At 57.2% G+C, this 18,116-nt stretch carries 4 protein-coding genes; 1 reads left to right on the top strand and 3 read right to left on the bottom strand.

Features of this window, described 5'->3' with window-relative positions; all coding sequences use genetic code 11:
- Positions 1–18: 18 nt before the first annotated feature.
- The 3 genes from ABRZ26_RS10900 to ABRZ26_RS10890 form a co-directional block, all read right to left on the bottom strand.
- The gene (locus ABRZ26_RS10900) at positions 19–1,380 is read right to left on the bottom strand and encodes an HlyD family type I secretion periplasmic adaptor subunit (RefSeq protein WP_319604287.1); all 1,362 of its coding nucleotides are present in this window, start codon (positions 1,378–1,380) and stop codon (positions 19–21) included.
- Complete coding sequence (locus ABRZ26_RS10895; protein ID WP_319604286.1) at positions 1,367–3,553, bottom strand: type I secretion system permease/ATPase; 2,187 nt, start codon at positions 3,551–3,553, stop codon at positions 1,367–1,369. The genes ABRZ26_RS10900 and ABRZ26_RS10895 overlap by 14 nt, the downstream gene beginning before the upstream one ends.
- Before the next feature lie 104 nt (positions 3,554–3,657).
- On the bottom strand, positions 3,658–5,013 hold the full coding sequence (locus ABRZ26_RS10890) for a TolC family outer membrane protein (protein WP_319604285.1): 1,356 nt from the start codon (positions 5,011–5,013) through the stop codon (positions 3,658–3,660).
- A 379-nt stretch (positions 5,014–5,392) separates the two neighbouring features.
- Here ABRZ26_RS10890 and ABRZ26_RS10885 point away from each other — a divergent pair.
- Positions 5,393–18,116 (top strand): tandem-95 repeat protein (locus ABRZ26_RS10885; protein ID WP_319604284.1); only part of this gene is annotated, 12,724 nt, incomplete at its 3' end.

Below are 18,116 nucleotides of genomic sequence, written 5' to 3'. Positions count from 1 at the left end.
TCAGTAACCTCCTTGCATTTATCTTTCCCGCAGCGCTTCCGCTTTGGCGCGCAGTATGGGTTTCAGCAGGTAGCTGAGAATGGTTTTCTTGCCGGTAATGATATCGACCGTTGCGATCATACCCGGAATAATCAGCAGGGGTTTCTCCTCGCTGCCCAGATAGTTTTTATCGGTGCGCAGGCGAATAATATAAAAACTGTTGCCTTCCTTATCGGTTACCGTATCCGGACTAATCTGTTCCAGATGACCTTTCAATCCGCCGTAGATGGTGTAATCGTAAGCGGTGAGTTTGATGATGGCTTCCTGCCCCGGATGCAGAAAAGCGATATCCTGAGGACGGATTCTGGCCTCGACCAGCAGTTTGTCATCCAGCGGAACGATCTCCACCAGATCGCTGCCTGGTTGAATAACGCCGCCAATGGTGTTCACCAGAGTTTGCTGCACAATACCGCGTACCGGTGACACCACCAGCGTACGATTGACCCGGTCTTCCAGCGCCTTGCCTGTCGCCGAGAGCTTGTTCAGATTGGTCTGGGCTTCGTTCAACTGCGCTAACGCCTCGCTTTTATAACGTCCGCCGGTCTCCTGGATCTTGTTTTCGATCTCCTTGATGGCCGATTCGGCGCGGGGGATGGATAGCGTGACGGATTCAAGCTGACCTTTGGTTTCCACTTCCGCGCGGCGCAGGCGCAACACTTCCACCTTTGAAATCGCGCCTTCGGCGATAAGCGGTTCCGACATCCTGATTTCTTGTTGCAGCAAATTCAGGCTATTGCGAAACTGGCTCTGTTTGGCGACGAAGTCGCGCAGTTCCTGTCGGCGTTGTATCAACTGTTCTTCCAACCCGGATATCTCATTGTGGAATTGCTGACGCCGACTGTTATATAGCTCCCGCTCGCCCTTGGCTACTTCCGGCGATCGGGCCGCGATGTCCGCGGATAAAGTTAATTCCCGATCGTTAATTTCGGCATTCAGACGTTCAATTCTCAAAATCAGCGCAAAGCGATCGGCTTCCGTTTCCCCGACGTTGGAGGCGAAACGGGTATCATCAAGCCGCAGCAAAGGATCGCCGGGCTGAACGACCTGACCTTCACGAACAAACAGTTCGGTAACGATACCGCCTTCAAGGTTCTGAATCTTTTGCAGACGGGAGGAGGGTATCGCCTTGCCGTTGCCGCGGGTGACTTCGTCAATGTCGGCAAAAGCCGCCCATAGAATAAAAAACAGAAAAAAAGCGCCGATGCTCCATAGGGTGATGCGAATGACTCTGGGAGAGTCTTCCACGATGGCGCGACTGACTTCGGGCATGGCGTGAAGGCTGTCTTCATCATGTCCGGAAAAATAACGCCTGATGCGTTTGGCATACTCAACGAGACGCATTGATCTGTCCCTTTTTTAAGGCATCCATCACGATGGCTTTCGGGCCATCGGCAATAATCCGCCCTTTATCAACAATAATTAATCGATCAACTAACGTCAGCATCGACGCCCGATGCGTCACCAGTAACAGCGTTTTGTTGGCGACGACGGGAACGAGCGCTTTTTTCAGCCGATCTTCACTGGTGTTATCCATCGAGCTGGTCGGCTCGTCAAAAATCAGAATCGGCGGATCAAGCAGCAACGCGCGAGCGAGCGCGACCGACTGACGCTGGCCGCCGGATAATTGCTGTCCGCGCTCGCCAACCTGAAGGTTGTAGCCATCCGGATGCAAACGGGCAAATTCATTAACCCCCGCGATTTCCGCCGCTTGCAGCATGGTTTCATCTTCAACGTAACGAGCGCCGATAATCAGGTTATCGCGCAGCGATCCGCTGAAAAGCTGGATATCCTGCGGCACGTAGCCGATGTTGTGTCGTAGATCGCTGACATCCAACTGACGTACGTCTACGCCATCGATAAGAATATTGCCTGTATCGGCCTGATAGAGATTGACGATCAGTTTCTGTAGCGAGCTTTTGCCCGATCCGCTTCGCCCGATAATGCCGACTTTTTCGCCAGCGGCGATGGAAATATTGATTCCCTGCAAAGAGCTGTTTTTCTGCTCGGGGTAATGAAACGTCACATCGCGAAACTCGATGCCGCCGCGAATGTTTTCCCGCTTTAACGGATGTTCATGCTCATTGCGTTCCTGCGGCAGTTGCATCATTTGTTCGGTCGTGGTCATCGTCAGACGGGCTTGTTGATAACGCGTGACCAGCCCCGACAGTTGTCCCAGCGGTATCAGCGCCCGGCCGTTAAGCATATAGCAGGCAATTAATCCCCCCATACTGAGTTTGCCGTCAATCAGCATATATACGCCGACCACAATCATGGCGACGCCGGCAAATTGCTGGATCCATTGGGTCAGATTAACGGCCAGCGACGACAATGTTTTGGCGCGCATTTCCAGCCGACTAAGGCTGCCGATGGTTTGTTCCCACACATACTGGCGTTCGCTCTCTGCGTTGTTGACTTTTATTGCGTCCAGACTGCTCAGCGTTTCGATCAATGTCGCTTGCCGCTCGCTGGCGAGGTGCATGGTTTTTTCAATCGCCGCCGTTAGCGGTTTTTGCAGCGCCCAACTGGCAAGCAGCGCGATGGGATAGGCGAGGATGGAAACCCAGACCAATGGCCCGCCGATAATGCCGATTACCAACAAAAGGAGCAGCGTGAACGGGAAATCGATCAGGCTGGTCAGCGTTAATGAGGAAAGAAAATCTCTGAGTGATTGAAACTCATGGATATTCTGCGCAAAGTTGCCGACCCGCGCCGGACGGGCTTTCATCGACATCCCGGTGATGCGTTCAAACAGCGTGGCCGAGATAATCAGATCGGTTTTTTTACCTGCGATATCAAGACAAATACCGCGCAGGGTCTTCAGTATCAAATCAAAGATAAACGCGCCGGTAATCCCCGTCGCCAGTACCCATAAGGTGGCTGTCGCCTGATTGGGTACCACCCGATCATAGACATTCATGATAAACAACGGGGTGGCCAGGGCGATAATATTAACCAGCAAACTGGCGAGCACGGCATCCATATAAAGGAAGCGCGAGAGTTTAAGTGTATCTTTGAACCAGGATTTTGTGCGGGGGATAAGGGAGTCGGACTGAATATCAAACTGATGGCGGGGTTGGGCAAACATCACCAGCCCCAGATAGTCCTGCTCTAATGTCGGGCGATCGACAGTAATTTCCCCGCCTTCCGTTTCACTGGGCATGATGCGGGCATCGCCGTCGGCATTCCAGCCCAATAAAATGGCTGCTCTTCCCTCGCGTAATAACAACATCGCCGGCAGCGACATTGCGGCAATTTTATCCAGCGGCCGCTTAAGTACTCTGCCTTGCAAGCCTGCGCGAGCCGCCGCTCTGGGGAGTAATTTCACCGACAGACGTTGAGCGGCAAGCGGCAAACCGGCCGTGAGTGTTGATCTGCTGACCGATTTCCCCTGCAAAGCGCAAAGTATCAGTAAGCTATCCAGCAGAGGATCGTCGTGCCGGCTACGCGGGTCGCTATGTTCCTGGATGCCCGATTCGTCAGGCGTATTGGTATCGTGAACAGAATGCAACTTCATTTAGCTGGGGTTTTCCTTACGCAACGCAATCCGTGCTACATAATAATATAAACGACCAGTTCTCCGCCTTACGTAGCGGAGAACTGGCATAGCCGAATGGCGTATTAATTCAATACGGGTAACTCTGCATGAGTTGTCACATTCGTCAGGCTATTGCTGGCTGCCGGCGCCGGAATGGATAAACTCTTCAATAAATCCCCCATGCGCGATTTTATCCGATATTCGGTAAATAGCGCGATAAATCGAACTTCCACCAGGCGGCGTTGCGCGGTAAATAACTCATTTTCACTGTCCAGCAAATCCAACAGCGTTCTTTCGCCTAGACTGAACTGCTTTTGATAAGCGGTGCGTACCCGCATGCTGCGATCGGCATATTCTGCGGCGATAGGAAGTTGCTGACGGGCGTTATTTAACGCAGACCAGGCCAATCGCAACTCTTCATTAAGCAAACGTAGGGCATTATTTCTTACGTCCTGCGCCTCTTTGATTTGATAAGCCTTTGATTCCATATTGGCTTTGCTGCTCCCGCCTTCGTACAGATTGTAGCTCATTCTTACCATCGCCTGCCATTCGTTATTGTGGCCGCGAACGCCGTCAATGTTGTTATCCACATTGCGCGCCAGCTCAATATTTACCCGTGGATAAAAGGTGGATTTGGCTGCTTCGTACTGTTTTTCGGTCGCTTCAATGTCGGATTCGGCGGATTTCAATGACGGATTATTGGCCAGCATGATCTTCCGCGCTTCTACCAGAGACGCCGGCAGAGTAATCGTGGAAGCGACAGGAATAGTCAGATTCTCCGGTTCCTTACCCACTACGCTGTAGTAATTGGTTCGGGCATCATCAAGATTGGTTTTTTCCGTCAAGACATTATTACGGGCCTGGGCCAGACGGGCTTCCGCCTGTTCCATATCGGCAAGGCGGCCGACGCCTTGCTGACTGCGCAGTTTTATCTGATCGTAAATACGTTCATGGCTGGCGAGATTGATTTCAGCGAGGCGGACAAACTCCTGGCGCTGCAACACATCAAGATAAACCTGCACGGCATTTAATGCGGTATTTTCGCTGGAAGTTAACACCTTATAAGCTCGGGAATCCACCGTAGCGCGTTGCCGTCCGACCTCGCTGGACGTGGCGAAACCGTCAAAAACCATCTGGTTTACGTTAATACCGGATTCCCTACGGCTCAACTCGACCCGGTGATCGCCGCTGGCGCGGGTAGAAGCGCTATCCGTTTCTTGACGACCGGTCCCTGCGTTTAACGTTATGGAAGGGAGGTATCCGCCTTTGGCCGCACGTAAATCATGGTCGGCAGAAAAACGGCTATTAATAGAAGCGCTGACTTCTGGATGAGTGTTGAGAGTGTGTTTAATTGCATCCTGAATAGTATCAGCATGAACGTAATTACTAAAAACCGAAATGAAAAGTAAAGTTGATAACCTATATTTATTATAAACCATTATATTATTTTCCTGCAAAAATGTTGATTTTGTGATTTTTCTTCTTATGCCGACCTAAAGATTAGTTACACTTATGGTTTGATAACCAGTCTGATAATAAGATATTCAATATCAGTGCGTTAATTTTTAAGGAAATGAAAACCATTTAAAACATCTTATTTACTCAAGGTGAGTATTCTTCTGGAAAGAACAGGCAGGATTTTTTATTATATTGGCCGTTGAGTCAAGAGATCGACACATAAGAAGTCGGTTTACGGTAATAATAAAATCAATTTTACAGTATGCTTGTCCGGCAAGAGCAAGTCATCAGGATGATGTCGCAATCTATTACTAATTATCCATAACACAAAATAATAATTAGATAGCAAGGGGAACTATTTTGAATAGCGTAATCGGTATCATCAAATTCGTTATCGGTCAGGTTTTTGTCGTCTCTTTGGACGGCAGTCAACGGTTATTAGTCGCAGGTGAACGTATCTACAGCGGTGAGGAGGTCGTTACGGGAGATAACGGCGCTGTTTCGATCGCGTTACCTGATGGACGCACACTGGATTTAGGTCGCGACAGCAGTTGGAGTGACGTTGCTGGCGTGAGCAATAAAGGCACGACCTCGGCGGATAATAATGATGACGTCGCATCCATACAATCCGCTATTGCTCAAGGGGAAGACCCTACGCAAATATTGGATCCAACGGCAGCCGGGAATAGCGATATCGGCGAGGCCGGGGACGGCGGCGGCAGTCATACGCCAGTGGTGTTGGAATTAACCGGGCAGATTGTTGATGTATCAACTGGTTTTGACACGGCTAACTTATCTGCCGACTCACGCACATCAAGCGATCAAACTGACATCAATTCTTCGGCATTGACGACGACAAACAGCAATAACGATGTCGGACTAAATGCGGTGCCGATAATCACTGATCAGCATCTCACTACCGCAGAAGATACGCCGGTCACCGGACAGATTACCGCCAGCGATGTCGATGGCGATACGCTGAACTATACGGTGGGCGAGCAGCCGAAGAACGGTACCCTGACGCTGGATCCGGCTACCGGGGAATATACTTATACGCCGACCGCCAACTTTAACGGCAATGACAGCTTTATCGTCACGGTGGATGACGGACGAGGCGGTACCGTGAGCAGCACGGTCAGCATTGGCGTTACTGCCGTCAACGATGCGCCGGTGACGGCGGATCAGAGTTTGACGACGACGGAAGATACGCCGGTGGTCGGACAGATCACCGCCAGCGATGTCGATGGCGACGAGCTGAGCTACACGGTGGGCGAGGCGCCGAAGAACGGTACGCTGACGCTGGAGCCGGCTACCGGGGAGTATACCTATACGCCGACCGCTAACTTTAACGGCAATGACAGCTTTAGCGTCACGGTGGCGGACGGACAGGGCGGCACAACCGTCAGTACCGTGAATATTGGCGTGACGTCGGTGAATGACGTACCGGTGACGTCGGATCAGACCCTCACCACGACGGAAGATACGCCGGTGACCGGGCAAATTACCGCCAGCGATGTCGATGGCGATACGCTGAACTATACCGTGGGCGAGCAGCCGAAAAACGGCACCTTGACGCTGGACGTCGCTACCGGCGAGTACACCTATACGCCGACCGCTAACTTTAACGGTAGTGACAGCTTTACCGTGACGGTGGCGGACGGTAATGGCGGTACTACGGTCAGTACCGTGAATGTCGGCGTCACGTCGGTGAATGACGTACCGGTGACGTCGGATCAGACCCTCACCACGACGGAAGATACGCCGGTGATCGGGCAAATTACCGCCAGCGATGTCGATGGCGACGAGCTGAGCTACACGGTAGGTGAGGCACCGAAGAACGGTACGCTGACGCTGGATGCGGCCACCGGTGAGTATACCTATACGCCGACAGCTAACTTTAACGGTAATGACAGCTTTAGCGTCACGGTGGCGGACGGTAATGGCGGTACTACGGTCAGTACCGTGAATGTCGGCGTCACCGCGGTCAACGATGCGCCGGTGACGGCGGATCAGACGCTCACCACGACGGAAGATACGCCGGTGGTCGGACAGATCACCGCCAGCGATGTCGATGGCGATACGCTGAGCTATACCGTGGGCGAGGCGCCGAAGAGCGGTACTCTGGTACTGGATCCGGCTACCGGGGAGTATACCTACACGCCGACCGCTAACTTTAACGGCAGTGACAGCTTTACCGTCACGGTGGCTGATGGACAGGGCGGCACCACCGTTAGCACGGTGAATGTCGGCGTTACCGCGGTCAACGATGCGCCGGCGACGGCGGATCAGACGGTCACCACGGCGGAAGATACGCCGGTGATCGGGAAAATTACCGCCAGCGATGTCGATGGTGACGAGCTGAGCTACACGGTAGGTGAGGCACCGAAGAACGGTACGCTGACGCTGGATGCGGCCACCGGTGAGTATACCTATACGCCGACCGCCAACTTTAACGGTAGTGACAGCTTTAGCGTCACGGTGGCTGATGGACAGGGCGGCACCACCGTTAGCACGGTGAATATCGGTGTGACTGCGGTCAACGATACGCCGGTGACGGCCGATCAGACGCTCACCACGGCGGAAGATACGCCGGTGATCGGAAAAATTACCGCCAGCGATGTGGATGGCGACGAGCTGAGCTATACCGTGGGCGAGGCGCCGAAGAACGGTACTCTGGTTCTGGATCCGGCTACCGGGGAGTATACCTATACGCCGACCGCCAACTTTAACGGCAGTGACAGCTTTAGCGTGACGGTGGATGACGGAGAGGGCGGCACGACCGTCAGCACCGTGAATATCGGCGTCACCGCGGTCAACGATGCGCCGGCCACGGCGGATCAGACGCTCACCACGGCGGAAGATACGCCGGTGATCGGGAAAATTACTGCCAGCGATGCCGATGGCGACGAGCTGAGCTACACGGTGGGCGAGGCGCCGAAGAACGGTACGCTGACGCTGGATGCGGCTACCGGGGAGTATACCTATACCCCGGCAAGCAACTTTAACGGCAATGACAGCTTTACGGTGACAGTGGCTGACGGGCAGGGCGGTACCACGGTCAGCACGGTGAATATTGGTGTGACTGCGGTCAACGATACGCCGGTGACGGTCGATCAGACGCTCACCACGGCGGAAGATACGCCGGTGATCGGGAAAATTACTGCCAGCGATGTTGATGGCGACGAGCTGAGCTACACGGTGGGCGAGGCGCCGAAGAACGGTACGCTGACGTTGGACGCCGCTACCGGCGAGTACACCTACACGCCGACCGCCAACTTTAATGGTAATGACAGCTTTAGCGTCACGGTGGCGGACGGTAATGGCGGCACCACGGTCAGCACGGTGAATATCGGCGTCACCGCGGTCAACGATGCGCCGGTGACGGCCGACCAAACGATCACTACGGTGGAAGATACGCCGGTGACCGGACAAGTTACCGCCAGTGATGTCGATGGCGATACGCTGAACTATACCGTAGGCGAGCAGCCGAAAAACGGCACCTTGACGCTGGATCCGGCTACCGGCGAGTACACCTATACCCCGACCGCCAGCTTTAACGGCAATGACAGCTTTAGCGTGACGGTGTCGGACGGTAATGGCGGTACCGTGAGCAGCACGGTCAGCATTGGCGTGACCGCGGTCAACGATGCACCGGTTACGGCCGATCAAACGCTGACTACCGCAGAAGACACCCCGATCAGCGGCGCTATCAGTGCGTCCGATGTGGATGGCGACGAGCTCAGCTACACGGTGGGCGAGCAGCCGAAAAACGGTACTCTGGTACTGGATGCGGCCACCGGCGAGTACACCTATACCCCGGCAAGCAACTTTAACGGCAGTGACAGCTTTAGCGTGACGGTGTCGGACGGTAATGGCGGTACCGTGAGCAGCACGGTCAGCATTGGCGTGACCGCGGTCAACGATGCACCGGTCACGGCCGATCAAACGCTGACTACCGCAGAAGACACCCCGATCAGCGGCGCCATCAGTGCATCCGATGTGGACGGCGATGTGGTGAGCTACACGGTGGGCGAGCAGCCGAAAAACGGCACCTTGACGCTGGATCCGGCTACTGGCGAGTACATCTATACCCCGGCAAGCAACTTTAACGGCAGTGACAGCTTTAGCGTCACGGTGGCTGATGGACAGGGCGGTACGACGGTCAGCACGGTGAATATTGGTGTGACCGCGGTCAACGATGCGCCGGTGACGGCGGATCAGAGTCTGACGACGCTGGAAGATACCCCGATCAGCGGCGCCATCAGCGCGTCTGATGTGGACGGCGACGAGCTCAGCTACACGGTAGGTGAGGCGCCGAAGAACGGTACGCTGACGCTGGATGCGGCCACCGGACAGTACACCTACACGCCGACCGCTAACTTTAACGGCAGTGACAGCTTTACCGTCACGGTGGATGACGGGAAAGGCGGTACGACCGTCAGTACCGTGAATATCGGCGTCACCGCGGTCAACGATGCGCCGGTGACGGCCGATCAGACGCTGACTACCGCGGAAGACACCCCGATCAGCGGCGCCATCAGCGCATCCGATGTGGATGGCGACGTGCTCAGCTACACGGTGGGCGAGCAGCCCAAGAACGGTACGCTGACGCTGGACGCGGCCACTGGCGCGTATACCTATACGCCGACCGCCAACTTTAACGGCAGTGACAGCTTTACCGTCACGGTGGCTGACGGACAGGGCGGTACCACCGTTAGCACGGTGAATATCGGTGTGACCGCGGTCAACGATGCACCGGTCACGGCCGACCAAACGATCACCACGGCGGAAGATACGCCGGTGATCGGGCAAATTACCGCCAGCGATGTGGATGGCGACGAGCTCAGCTACACGGTAGGCGAGGCGCCGAAGAACGGTACCCTGGCGCTGGACGCCGCTACCGGCGAGTACACCTATACGCCGACCGCCAACTTTAATGGTAATGACAGCTTTAGCGTCACGGTGGCGGACGGACAGGGCGGTACCACCGTCAGTACCGTGAATATTGGCGTCACCGCGGTCAACGATGTACCGGTCACGGCCGATCAAAGCCTGACGACGCTGGAAGACACCCCGATCAGCGGTACTATCAGCGCGTCCGATGTGGACGGCGACGTGCTGAGTTACACCGTGGGCGAGCAGCCCAAGAACGGTACGCTGACGCTGGACGCCGCTACCGGCGAGTACACCTATACCCCGGCAAGCAACTTTAACGGCAGTGACAGCTTTACCGTCACGGTGGCTGACGGACAGGGTGGCACCACGGTCAGCACGGTGAATATCGGTGTGACCGCGGTGAATGATGCACCGGTCACGGCCGACCAAACGATCACCACGGCGGAAGATACGCCGGTGATCGGGCAAATTACCGCCAGCGATGTCGATGGCGACGCGCTCAGCTACACGGTGGGCGAGGCGCCGAAGAACGGTACGCTGACGCTGGACGCGGTTACCGGACAGTACACCTATACCCCGGCAAGCAACTTTAATGGCAATGACAGCTTTAGCGTCACGGTGGCTGACGGTAATGGCGGTACCACCGTTAGCACGGTGAATATCGGTGTGACCGCGGTGAATGACGCGCCGGTGACAGCCGATCAGACGCTGACTACCGCGGAAGACACCCCGATCAGCGGCGCCATCAGCGCATCCGATGTGGATGGCGACGTGCTGAGCTACACCGTGGGCGAGCAGCCCAAGAACGGCACCCTGACGCTGGACGTCGCTACCGGCGAGTACACCTATACGCCGACCGCTAACTTTAACGGTAGTGACAGCTTTACCGTCACGGTGGCTGATGGACAGGGCGGTACCACCGTCAGTACCGTGAATATCGGCGTCACCGCGGTCAACGATGCGCCGGTGACATCCGATCAGACGTTGACTACCGAGGAAGACACCCCGATCAGCGGCGCCATCCGCGCATCCGATGTGGACGGCGACGAGCTCAGCTATACCGTGGACGAGCAGCCGAAAAACGGTACTCTGGTACTGGACGCGGCCACCGGGCAGTACACCTATACGCCAGCAAGCAACTTTAACGGCAGCGATACCTTTACTGTCACCGTGGCTGACGGACAGGGTGGCACCACGGTCAGCACGGTGAATATCGGCGTGACCGCAGTCAACGATGCACCGGTGACGGCCGACCAAATTATCACCACGCCGGAAGATACGCCGATCAGCGGTACGATTAGTGCGTCCGATGTGGACGGAGACGTGCTGAGCTACACGGTGGGCGAGCAGCCGAAAAACGGCACCCTGACGCTGGACGCCGCTACCGGCGAGTACACCTACACGCCGACCGCCAACTTTAATGGTCATGACAGCTTTAGCGTGACGGTCGCGGATGGTAATGGTGGCACCACGGTCAGTACCGTGAATGTCGGCGTGACCGCGGTCAACGATGCACCGGTGACTGCAGATCAGAGCCTGACGACCGCGGAAGATACGCCGATCAGCGGTACGATTAGCGCATCCGATGTGGACGGCGACGTACTGAGCTATACCGTGGGCGAGCAGCCGAAGAACGGTACTCTGGTACTGGATCCGGCTACCGGACAGTACACCTATACCCCGACCGCCAACTTTAACGGCAATGACAGCTTTAGCGTGACGGTAGCGGACGGGCAAGGCGGCACCACCGTCAGTACCGTGAATATTGGCGTGACGTCGGTGAATGACGTACCGGTGACGTCGGATCAGACCCTCACCACGACGGAAGATACGCCGGTGACCGGGCAAATTACTGCCAGCGATGTCGATGGCGATACGCTGAGCTATACCGTGGGTGAGCAGCCGAAGAACGGCACCCTGGCGCTGGATGCGGCCACCGGTGCATATACCTATACCCCTGCAAGCAACTTTAACGGCAGTGACAGCTTTACCGTCACGGTGGCTGATGGACAGGGTGGTACCACGGCCAGCACAGTGAATATCGGTGTGACCGCCGTGAATGATGCACCGGTGACGGCCGAGCAGAGTCTGACGACGCCGGAAGATACGCCGATCAGCGGTGCCATCAGCGCATCCGATGTCGATGGCGACGTACTGAGTTATTCCGTGGGCGAGGCGCCGAAAAACGGCACCCTGACGCTGGATGCGGCCACCGGTGAGTACACCTACACGCCGACCGCCAATTTTAACGGTAATGATAGCTTTACCGTCACGGTGGCGGACGGGCAAGGCGGCACCACCGTCAGTACCGTGAATATTGGCGTGACCGCGGTCAACGATGCACCGGTGACTGCCGATCAAACGCTGACTACCGCAGAAGACACCCCGATCAGCGGCGCTATCAGCGCGTCCGATGTGGATGGCGACGAGCTCAGCTATACCGTGGGCGAGGCGCCGAAGAACGGTACGTTAACACTGGACGCGGCCACCGGGCAGTACACCTATACGCCGGCAAGCAACTTTAACGGCAATGACAGCTTTACCGTCACGGTGGCTGACGGACAGGGCGGTACCACCGTTAGCACGGTGAATATCGGCGTCACCGCGGTCAACGATGCGCCGGTCACGGCCGATCAGAGTCTGACGACGCTGGAAGATACGCCGATCAGCGGTACGATTAGTGCATCCGATGTGGATGGCGACGTACTGAGCTACACGGTGGGCGAACAACCGAAAAACGGCACCCTGGCGCTGGATGCGGCCACCGGCGAGTACACCTACACCCCGACCGCCAACTTTAACGGCAATGACAGTTTTACCGTCACGGTCGCGGACGGTAATGGCGGTACCACGGTCAGTACCGTGAATGTCGGCGTTACCGCGGTCAACGATGCGCCGGCCACGGCGGATCAGAGTCTGACTACGGCGGAAGATACGCCGGTGGTCGGGAAAATTACCGCCAGCGATGTGGATGGCGACGTACTGAGCTACACGGTGGGCGAACAACCGAAGAACGGTACCCTGACGCTGGATGCGGCCACCGGCGAGTACACCTACACCCCGACCGCCAACTTTAACGGCAATGACAGTTTTACCGTCACGGTCGCGGACGGGCAAGGCGGCACTACCGTCAGTACAGTGAATATTGGCGTGACCGCGGTCAACGATGCGCCGGCCACGGCGGATCAGAGTCTGACTACGGCGGAAGATACGCCGGTGGTCGGGAAAATTACCGCCAGCGATGTGGATGGCGACGAGCTCAGCTATACCGTGGGCGAGGCGCCGAAGAACGGTACTCTGGTACTGGATCCGGCTACCGGGGAGTATACCTATACCCCAGCAAGCAACTTTAACGGCAATGACAGCTTTAGCGTGACGGTGGCTGATGGACAGGGCGGTACCACCGTTAGCACGGTGAATATCGGTGTGACCGCGGTGAATGATGCACCGGTCACGGCCGATCAAAGCCTGACGACGCTGGAAGATACGCCGATCAGCGGCGCCATCAGCGCATCCGATGTGGACGGCGATGTGCTGAGCTACACGGTGGGCGAACAACCCAAGAACGGCACGCTGACGCTGGACGCGGCCACCGGTGAGTACACCTATACGCCGACCGCTAACTTTAACGGCAATGACAGCTTTAGCGTGACGGTGGCTGACGGGCAGGGCGGAACCACCGTCAGCACGGTGAATATTGGTGTGACTGCGGTCAACGATACGCCGGTGACCGCCGATCAGAGCCTGACGACCGCGGAAGATACGCCGATCAGCGGTACGATTAGTGCATCCGATGTGGATGGCGACGACCTCAGCTACACGGTGGGCGAGCAGCCGAAGAATGGTACGCTGACGCTGGATGCGACCACCGGTGCGTACACCTATACCCCTGCAAGCAACTTTAACGGCAATGACAGCTTTAGCGTCACGGTGGCTGATGGACAGGGCGGCACCACCGTTAGCACGGTGAATATCGGCGTCACCGCGGTCAACGATGCGCCGGTCACCGCCGATCAGACGCTGACTACCGCAGAAGACACCCCGATCAGCGGCGCCATCAGTGCGTCTGATGTGGATGGCGACGAGCTCAGCTACACGGTGGGCGAGCAGCCGAAGAATGGTACGCTGACGCTGGATGCGACCACCGGTGCGTACACCTATACGCCGGCAAGCAACTTTAACGGCACTGACAGCTTTAGCGTGACGGTAGCGGACGGTAATGGCGGCACGACGGTCAGCACGGTGAATATCGGCGTGACCGCGGTCAACGATACGCCGGTCACGGCCGATCAAACCCTGACGACGGCGGAAGACACGCCGATCAGCGGTACGATTAGCGCATCCGATGTGGACGGCGACGTACTGAGCTATACCGTGGGCGAGCAGCCGAAAAACGGTACGCTGACGCTGGACGCGGTTACCGGTGAGTACACCTACACGCCGACCGCTAACTTTAACGGCAGTGACAGCTTTAGCGTGACGGTGGATGACGGACAGGGCGGTACCACCGTCAGTACCGTGAATATCGGCGTCACCGCGGTCAACGATGTACCGGTCACTGCCGATCAGACTCTGACTACCGCAGAAGACACCCCGATCAGCGGTACCATCAGCGCGTCCGATGTGGACGGTGACGAGCTGAGCTACACGGTGGGTGAGCAGCCGAAGAACGGTACGCTAACACTGGATGCGGCCACCGGTGAGTATACCTATACGCCGACCGCCAACTTTAACGGCAATGACAGTTTTACCGTCACGGTCGCGGACGGTCATGGCGGCACCACGGTCAGTACCGTGAATGTCGGCGTCACGTCGGTGAATGACGTACCGGTGACGTCGGATCAGACGCTCACCACGGCGGAAGATACGCCGGTGACCGGGCAAATTACTGCCAGCGATGTGGATGGCGACGCGCTCAACTACACGGTGGGCGAGGCGCCGAAGAACGGTACGCTGACGCTGGACGCGGCCACCGGCGCGTATACCTATACGCCGACCGCCAACTTTAACGGCAGTGACAGTTTTACCGTCACGGTGGCTGACGGACAGGGCGGTACCACCGTCAGTACCGTGAATATTGGCGTCACCGCGGTCAACGATGCGCCGGTGACGGCGGATCAGAGTCTGACGACGACGGAAGATACGCCGGTGATCGGGAAAATTACTGCCAGCGATGTCGATGGCGATGAGCTGAGCTATACCGTGGGCGAGCAGCCGAAAAACGGCACCTTGACGCTGGATCCGGCTACCGGACAGTACACCTATACCCCGACCGCCAACTTTAACGGTAATGACAGCTTTAGCGTGACGGTGGCTGACGGACAGGGTGGCACCACGGTCAGCACGGTGAATATCGGCGTGACCGCGGTGAATGATGCACCGGTGACGGCCGACCAAACGATCACCACGGCGGAAGATACGCCGATCAGCGGCGCCATCAGTGCGTCTGATGTGGACGGCGACGAGCTCAGCTATACCGTGGGCGAGGCGCCGAAGAACGGCACCCTGACGCTGGATGCGGCCACCGGTGCATATACCTATACCCCGGCAAGCAACTTTAACGGTAATGACAGCTTTAGCGTGACGGTGGCTGACGGACAGGGCGGTACCACCGTCAGCACGGTGAATATTGGTGTGACTGCGGTGAATGATGCGCCGGTGACCGCAGATCAAACCCTGACGACGGCGGAAGATACGCCGATCAGCGGTACGATTAGTGCGTCCGATGTGGATGGCGACGAGCTCAGCTACACGGTGGGCGAGGCGCCGAAGAACGGTACGCTGACGCTGGATGCGGCCACCGGTGAGTACACCTATACCCCGACCGCCAACTTTAATGGTAATGACAGCTTTACCGTCACGGTAGCGGACGGTAATGGCGGCACGACGGTCAGCACGGTGAATGTCGGCGTGACCGCGGTCAACGATGCGCCGGTGACGGCCGATCAGAGTCTGACGACGCTGGAAGATACGCCGATCAGCGGTACGATTAGTGCGTCCGATGTGGACGGCGACGTGCTGAGCTACACCGTGGGCGAGCAGCCGAAAAACGGCACCCTGACGCTGGATTCGGCTACCGGTGAGTACACCTATACCCCGGCAAGCAACTTTAACGGCAGTGACAGCTTTACCGTCACGGTGGCTGACGGGCAAGGCGGCACCACGGTCAGCACGGTGAATATCGGCGTGACCGCGGTCAATGATGCACCGGTCACGGCCGACCAAACGATCACCACGGCGGAAGATACGCCGGTGACCGGGCAAATTACTGCCAGCGATGTGGATGGCGATGAGCTGAGCTATACCGTGGGCGAGGCGCCGAAGAACGGTACTCTGGTACTGGATCCGGCTACCGGGGAGTACACCTACACGCCGACCGCTAACTTTAACGGCAGTGACAGCTTTAGCGTCACGGTGGCGGATGGTAATGGCGGCACGACGGTCAGCACGGTGAATATTGGTGTGACCGCGGTGAATGATGCACCGGTCACCGCTGACCAAAGCCTGACGACGCTGGAAGACACGCCGATCAGCGGCGCCATCAGCGCATCCGATGTGGATGGTGATGTACTGAGTTACGCGGTAGGTGAGGCACCGAAGAACGGTACGCTGACACTGGATGCGGCCACCGGGCAGTACACCTATACGCCGACTGCCAACTTTAACGGCAATGACAGCTTTACCGTCACGGTGGCGGACGGACAGGGCGGTACCGCCGTTAGCACGGTGAATATCGGCGTGACCGCGGTGAATGATGCGCCGGTGACAGCCGATCAGACGCTGACTACCGCAGAAGACACCCCGATCAGCGGTACGATTAGTGCGTCCGATGTGGACGGCGACGTGCTGAGTTACACCGTGGGCGAGCAGCCCAAGAACGGCACCCTGACGCTGGACGCAGCTACCGGCGAGTACACCTACACGCCGACCGCCAACTTTAATGGTCATGACAGCTTTAGCGTGACGGTCGCGGATGGTAATGGTGGCACCACGGTCAGTACCGTGAATGTCGGCGTGACCGCGGTCAACGATGCACCGGTGACCGCAGATCAGAGCCTGACGACCGCGGAAGATACGCCGATCAGCGGTACGATTAGCGCATCCGATGTGGACGGCGACGTACTGAGCTATACCGTGGGCGAGCAGCCGAAAAACGGTACGCTAACGCTGGACGCGGCCACCGGCGAGTACACCTACACGCCGACCGCTAACTTTAACGGCAGTGACAGCTTTACCGTCACGGTGGATGACGGACAGGGCGGCACGACGGTCAGCACGGTGAATATCGGCGTGACCGCGGTGAATGATGCGCCGGTGACGGCCGATCAGACGTTGACTACCGCAGAAGACACCCCGATCAGCGGTACGATTAGTGCGTCCGATGTGGATGGCGACGAGCTGAGCTACACCGTGGGCGAGGCGCCGAAGAATGGTACGCTGACACTGGACGCCGCTACCGGCGAGTACACCTATACCCCTGCAAGCAACTTTAACGGCAGCGATACCTTTACCGTCACGGTGGATGACGGACAGGGTGGCATCACGGTCAGCACGGTCAGTGTTGGCGTGACCGCCGTGAATGATGCACCGGTCACGGCCGATCAGACGCTGACTACCGCGGAAGACACCCCGATCAGCGGCGCCATCCGCGCATCCGATGTCGATGGTGATACGCTGAGTTACACGGTAGGTGAGGCACCGAAGAACGGTACGCTAACGCTGGATGCGGCCACCGGTGCGTACACCTATACCCCTGCAAGCAACTTTAACGGCAATGACAGCTTTAGTGTTACGGTGGCGGACGGTAATGGCGGTACCGTGAGCAGCACGGTCAGCATTGGCGTGACCGCGGTCAACGATGTGCCGGTGACGGCCGACCAAACGATCAACACGGCGGAAGATACGCCGGTGACCGGGCAAATTACTGCCAGCGATGTCGATGGCGACGAGCTGAGCTACACCGTGGGCGAACAACCGAAGAACGGCACCCTGACGCTGGACGCGGCCACCGGTGAGTACACCTATACGCCGGCAAGCAACTTTAACGGCAGTGACAGCTTTAGCGTGACGGTGGCTGACGGACAGGGTGGTACCACCGTTAGCACGGTGAATATCGGCGTGACCGCGGTGAATGATGCGCCGGTGACGGCCGACCAAACGATCAACACGGCGGAAGATACGCCGGTGA

This window comes from Brenneria sp. L4-2C (genome assembly GCF_040240335.1).
Classification (GTDB): domain Bacteria; phylum Pseudomonadota; class Gammaproteobacteria; order Enterobacterales; family Enterobacteriaceae; genus Brenneria.
This window is presented reverse-complemented; position numbering and strand designations above follow the sequence as displayed.

What these genes read in the sequence shown, in the direction of transcription:
- ABRZ26_RS10895 (WP_319604286.1), bottom strand. Translation starts at nt 3,553, where the DNA reads ATGAAGTTGCATTCTGTTCACGATACCAATACGCCTGACGAATCGGGC.
- ABRZ26_RS10890 (WP_319604285.1), bottom strand. Translation starts at nt 5,013, where the DNA reads ATGGTTTATAATAAATATAGGTTATCAACTTTACTTTTCATTTCGGTT.
- ABRZ26_RS10900 (WP_319604287.1), bottom strand. Translation starts at nt 1,380, where the DNA reads ATGCGTCTCGTTGAGTATGCCAAACGCATCAGGCGTTATTTTTCCGGA.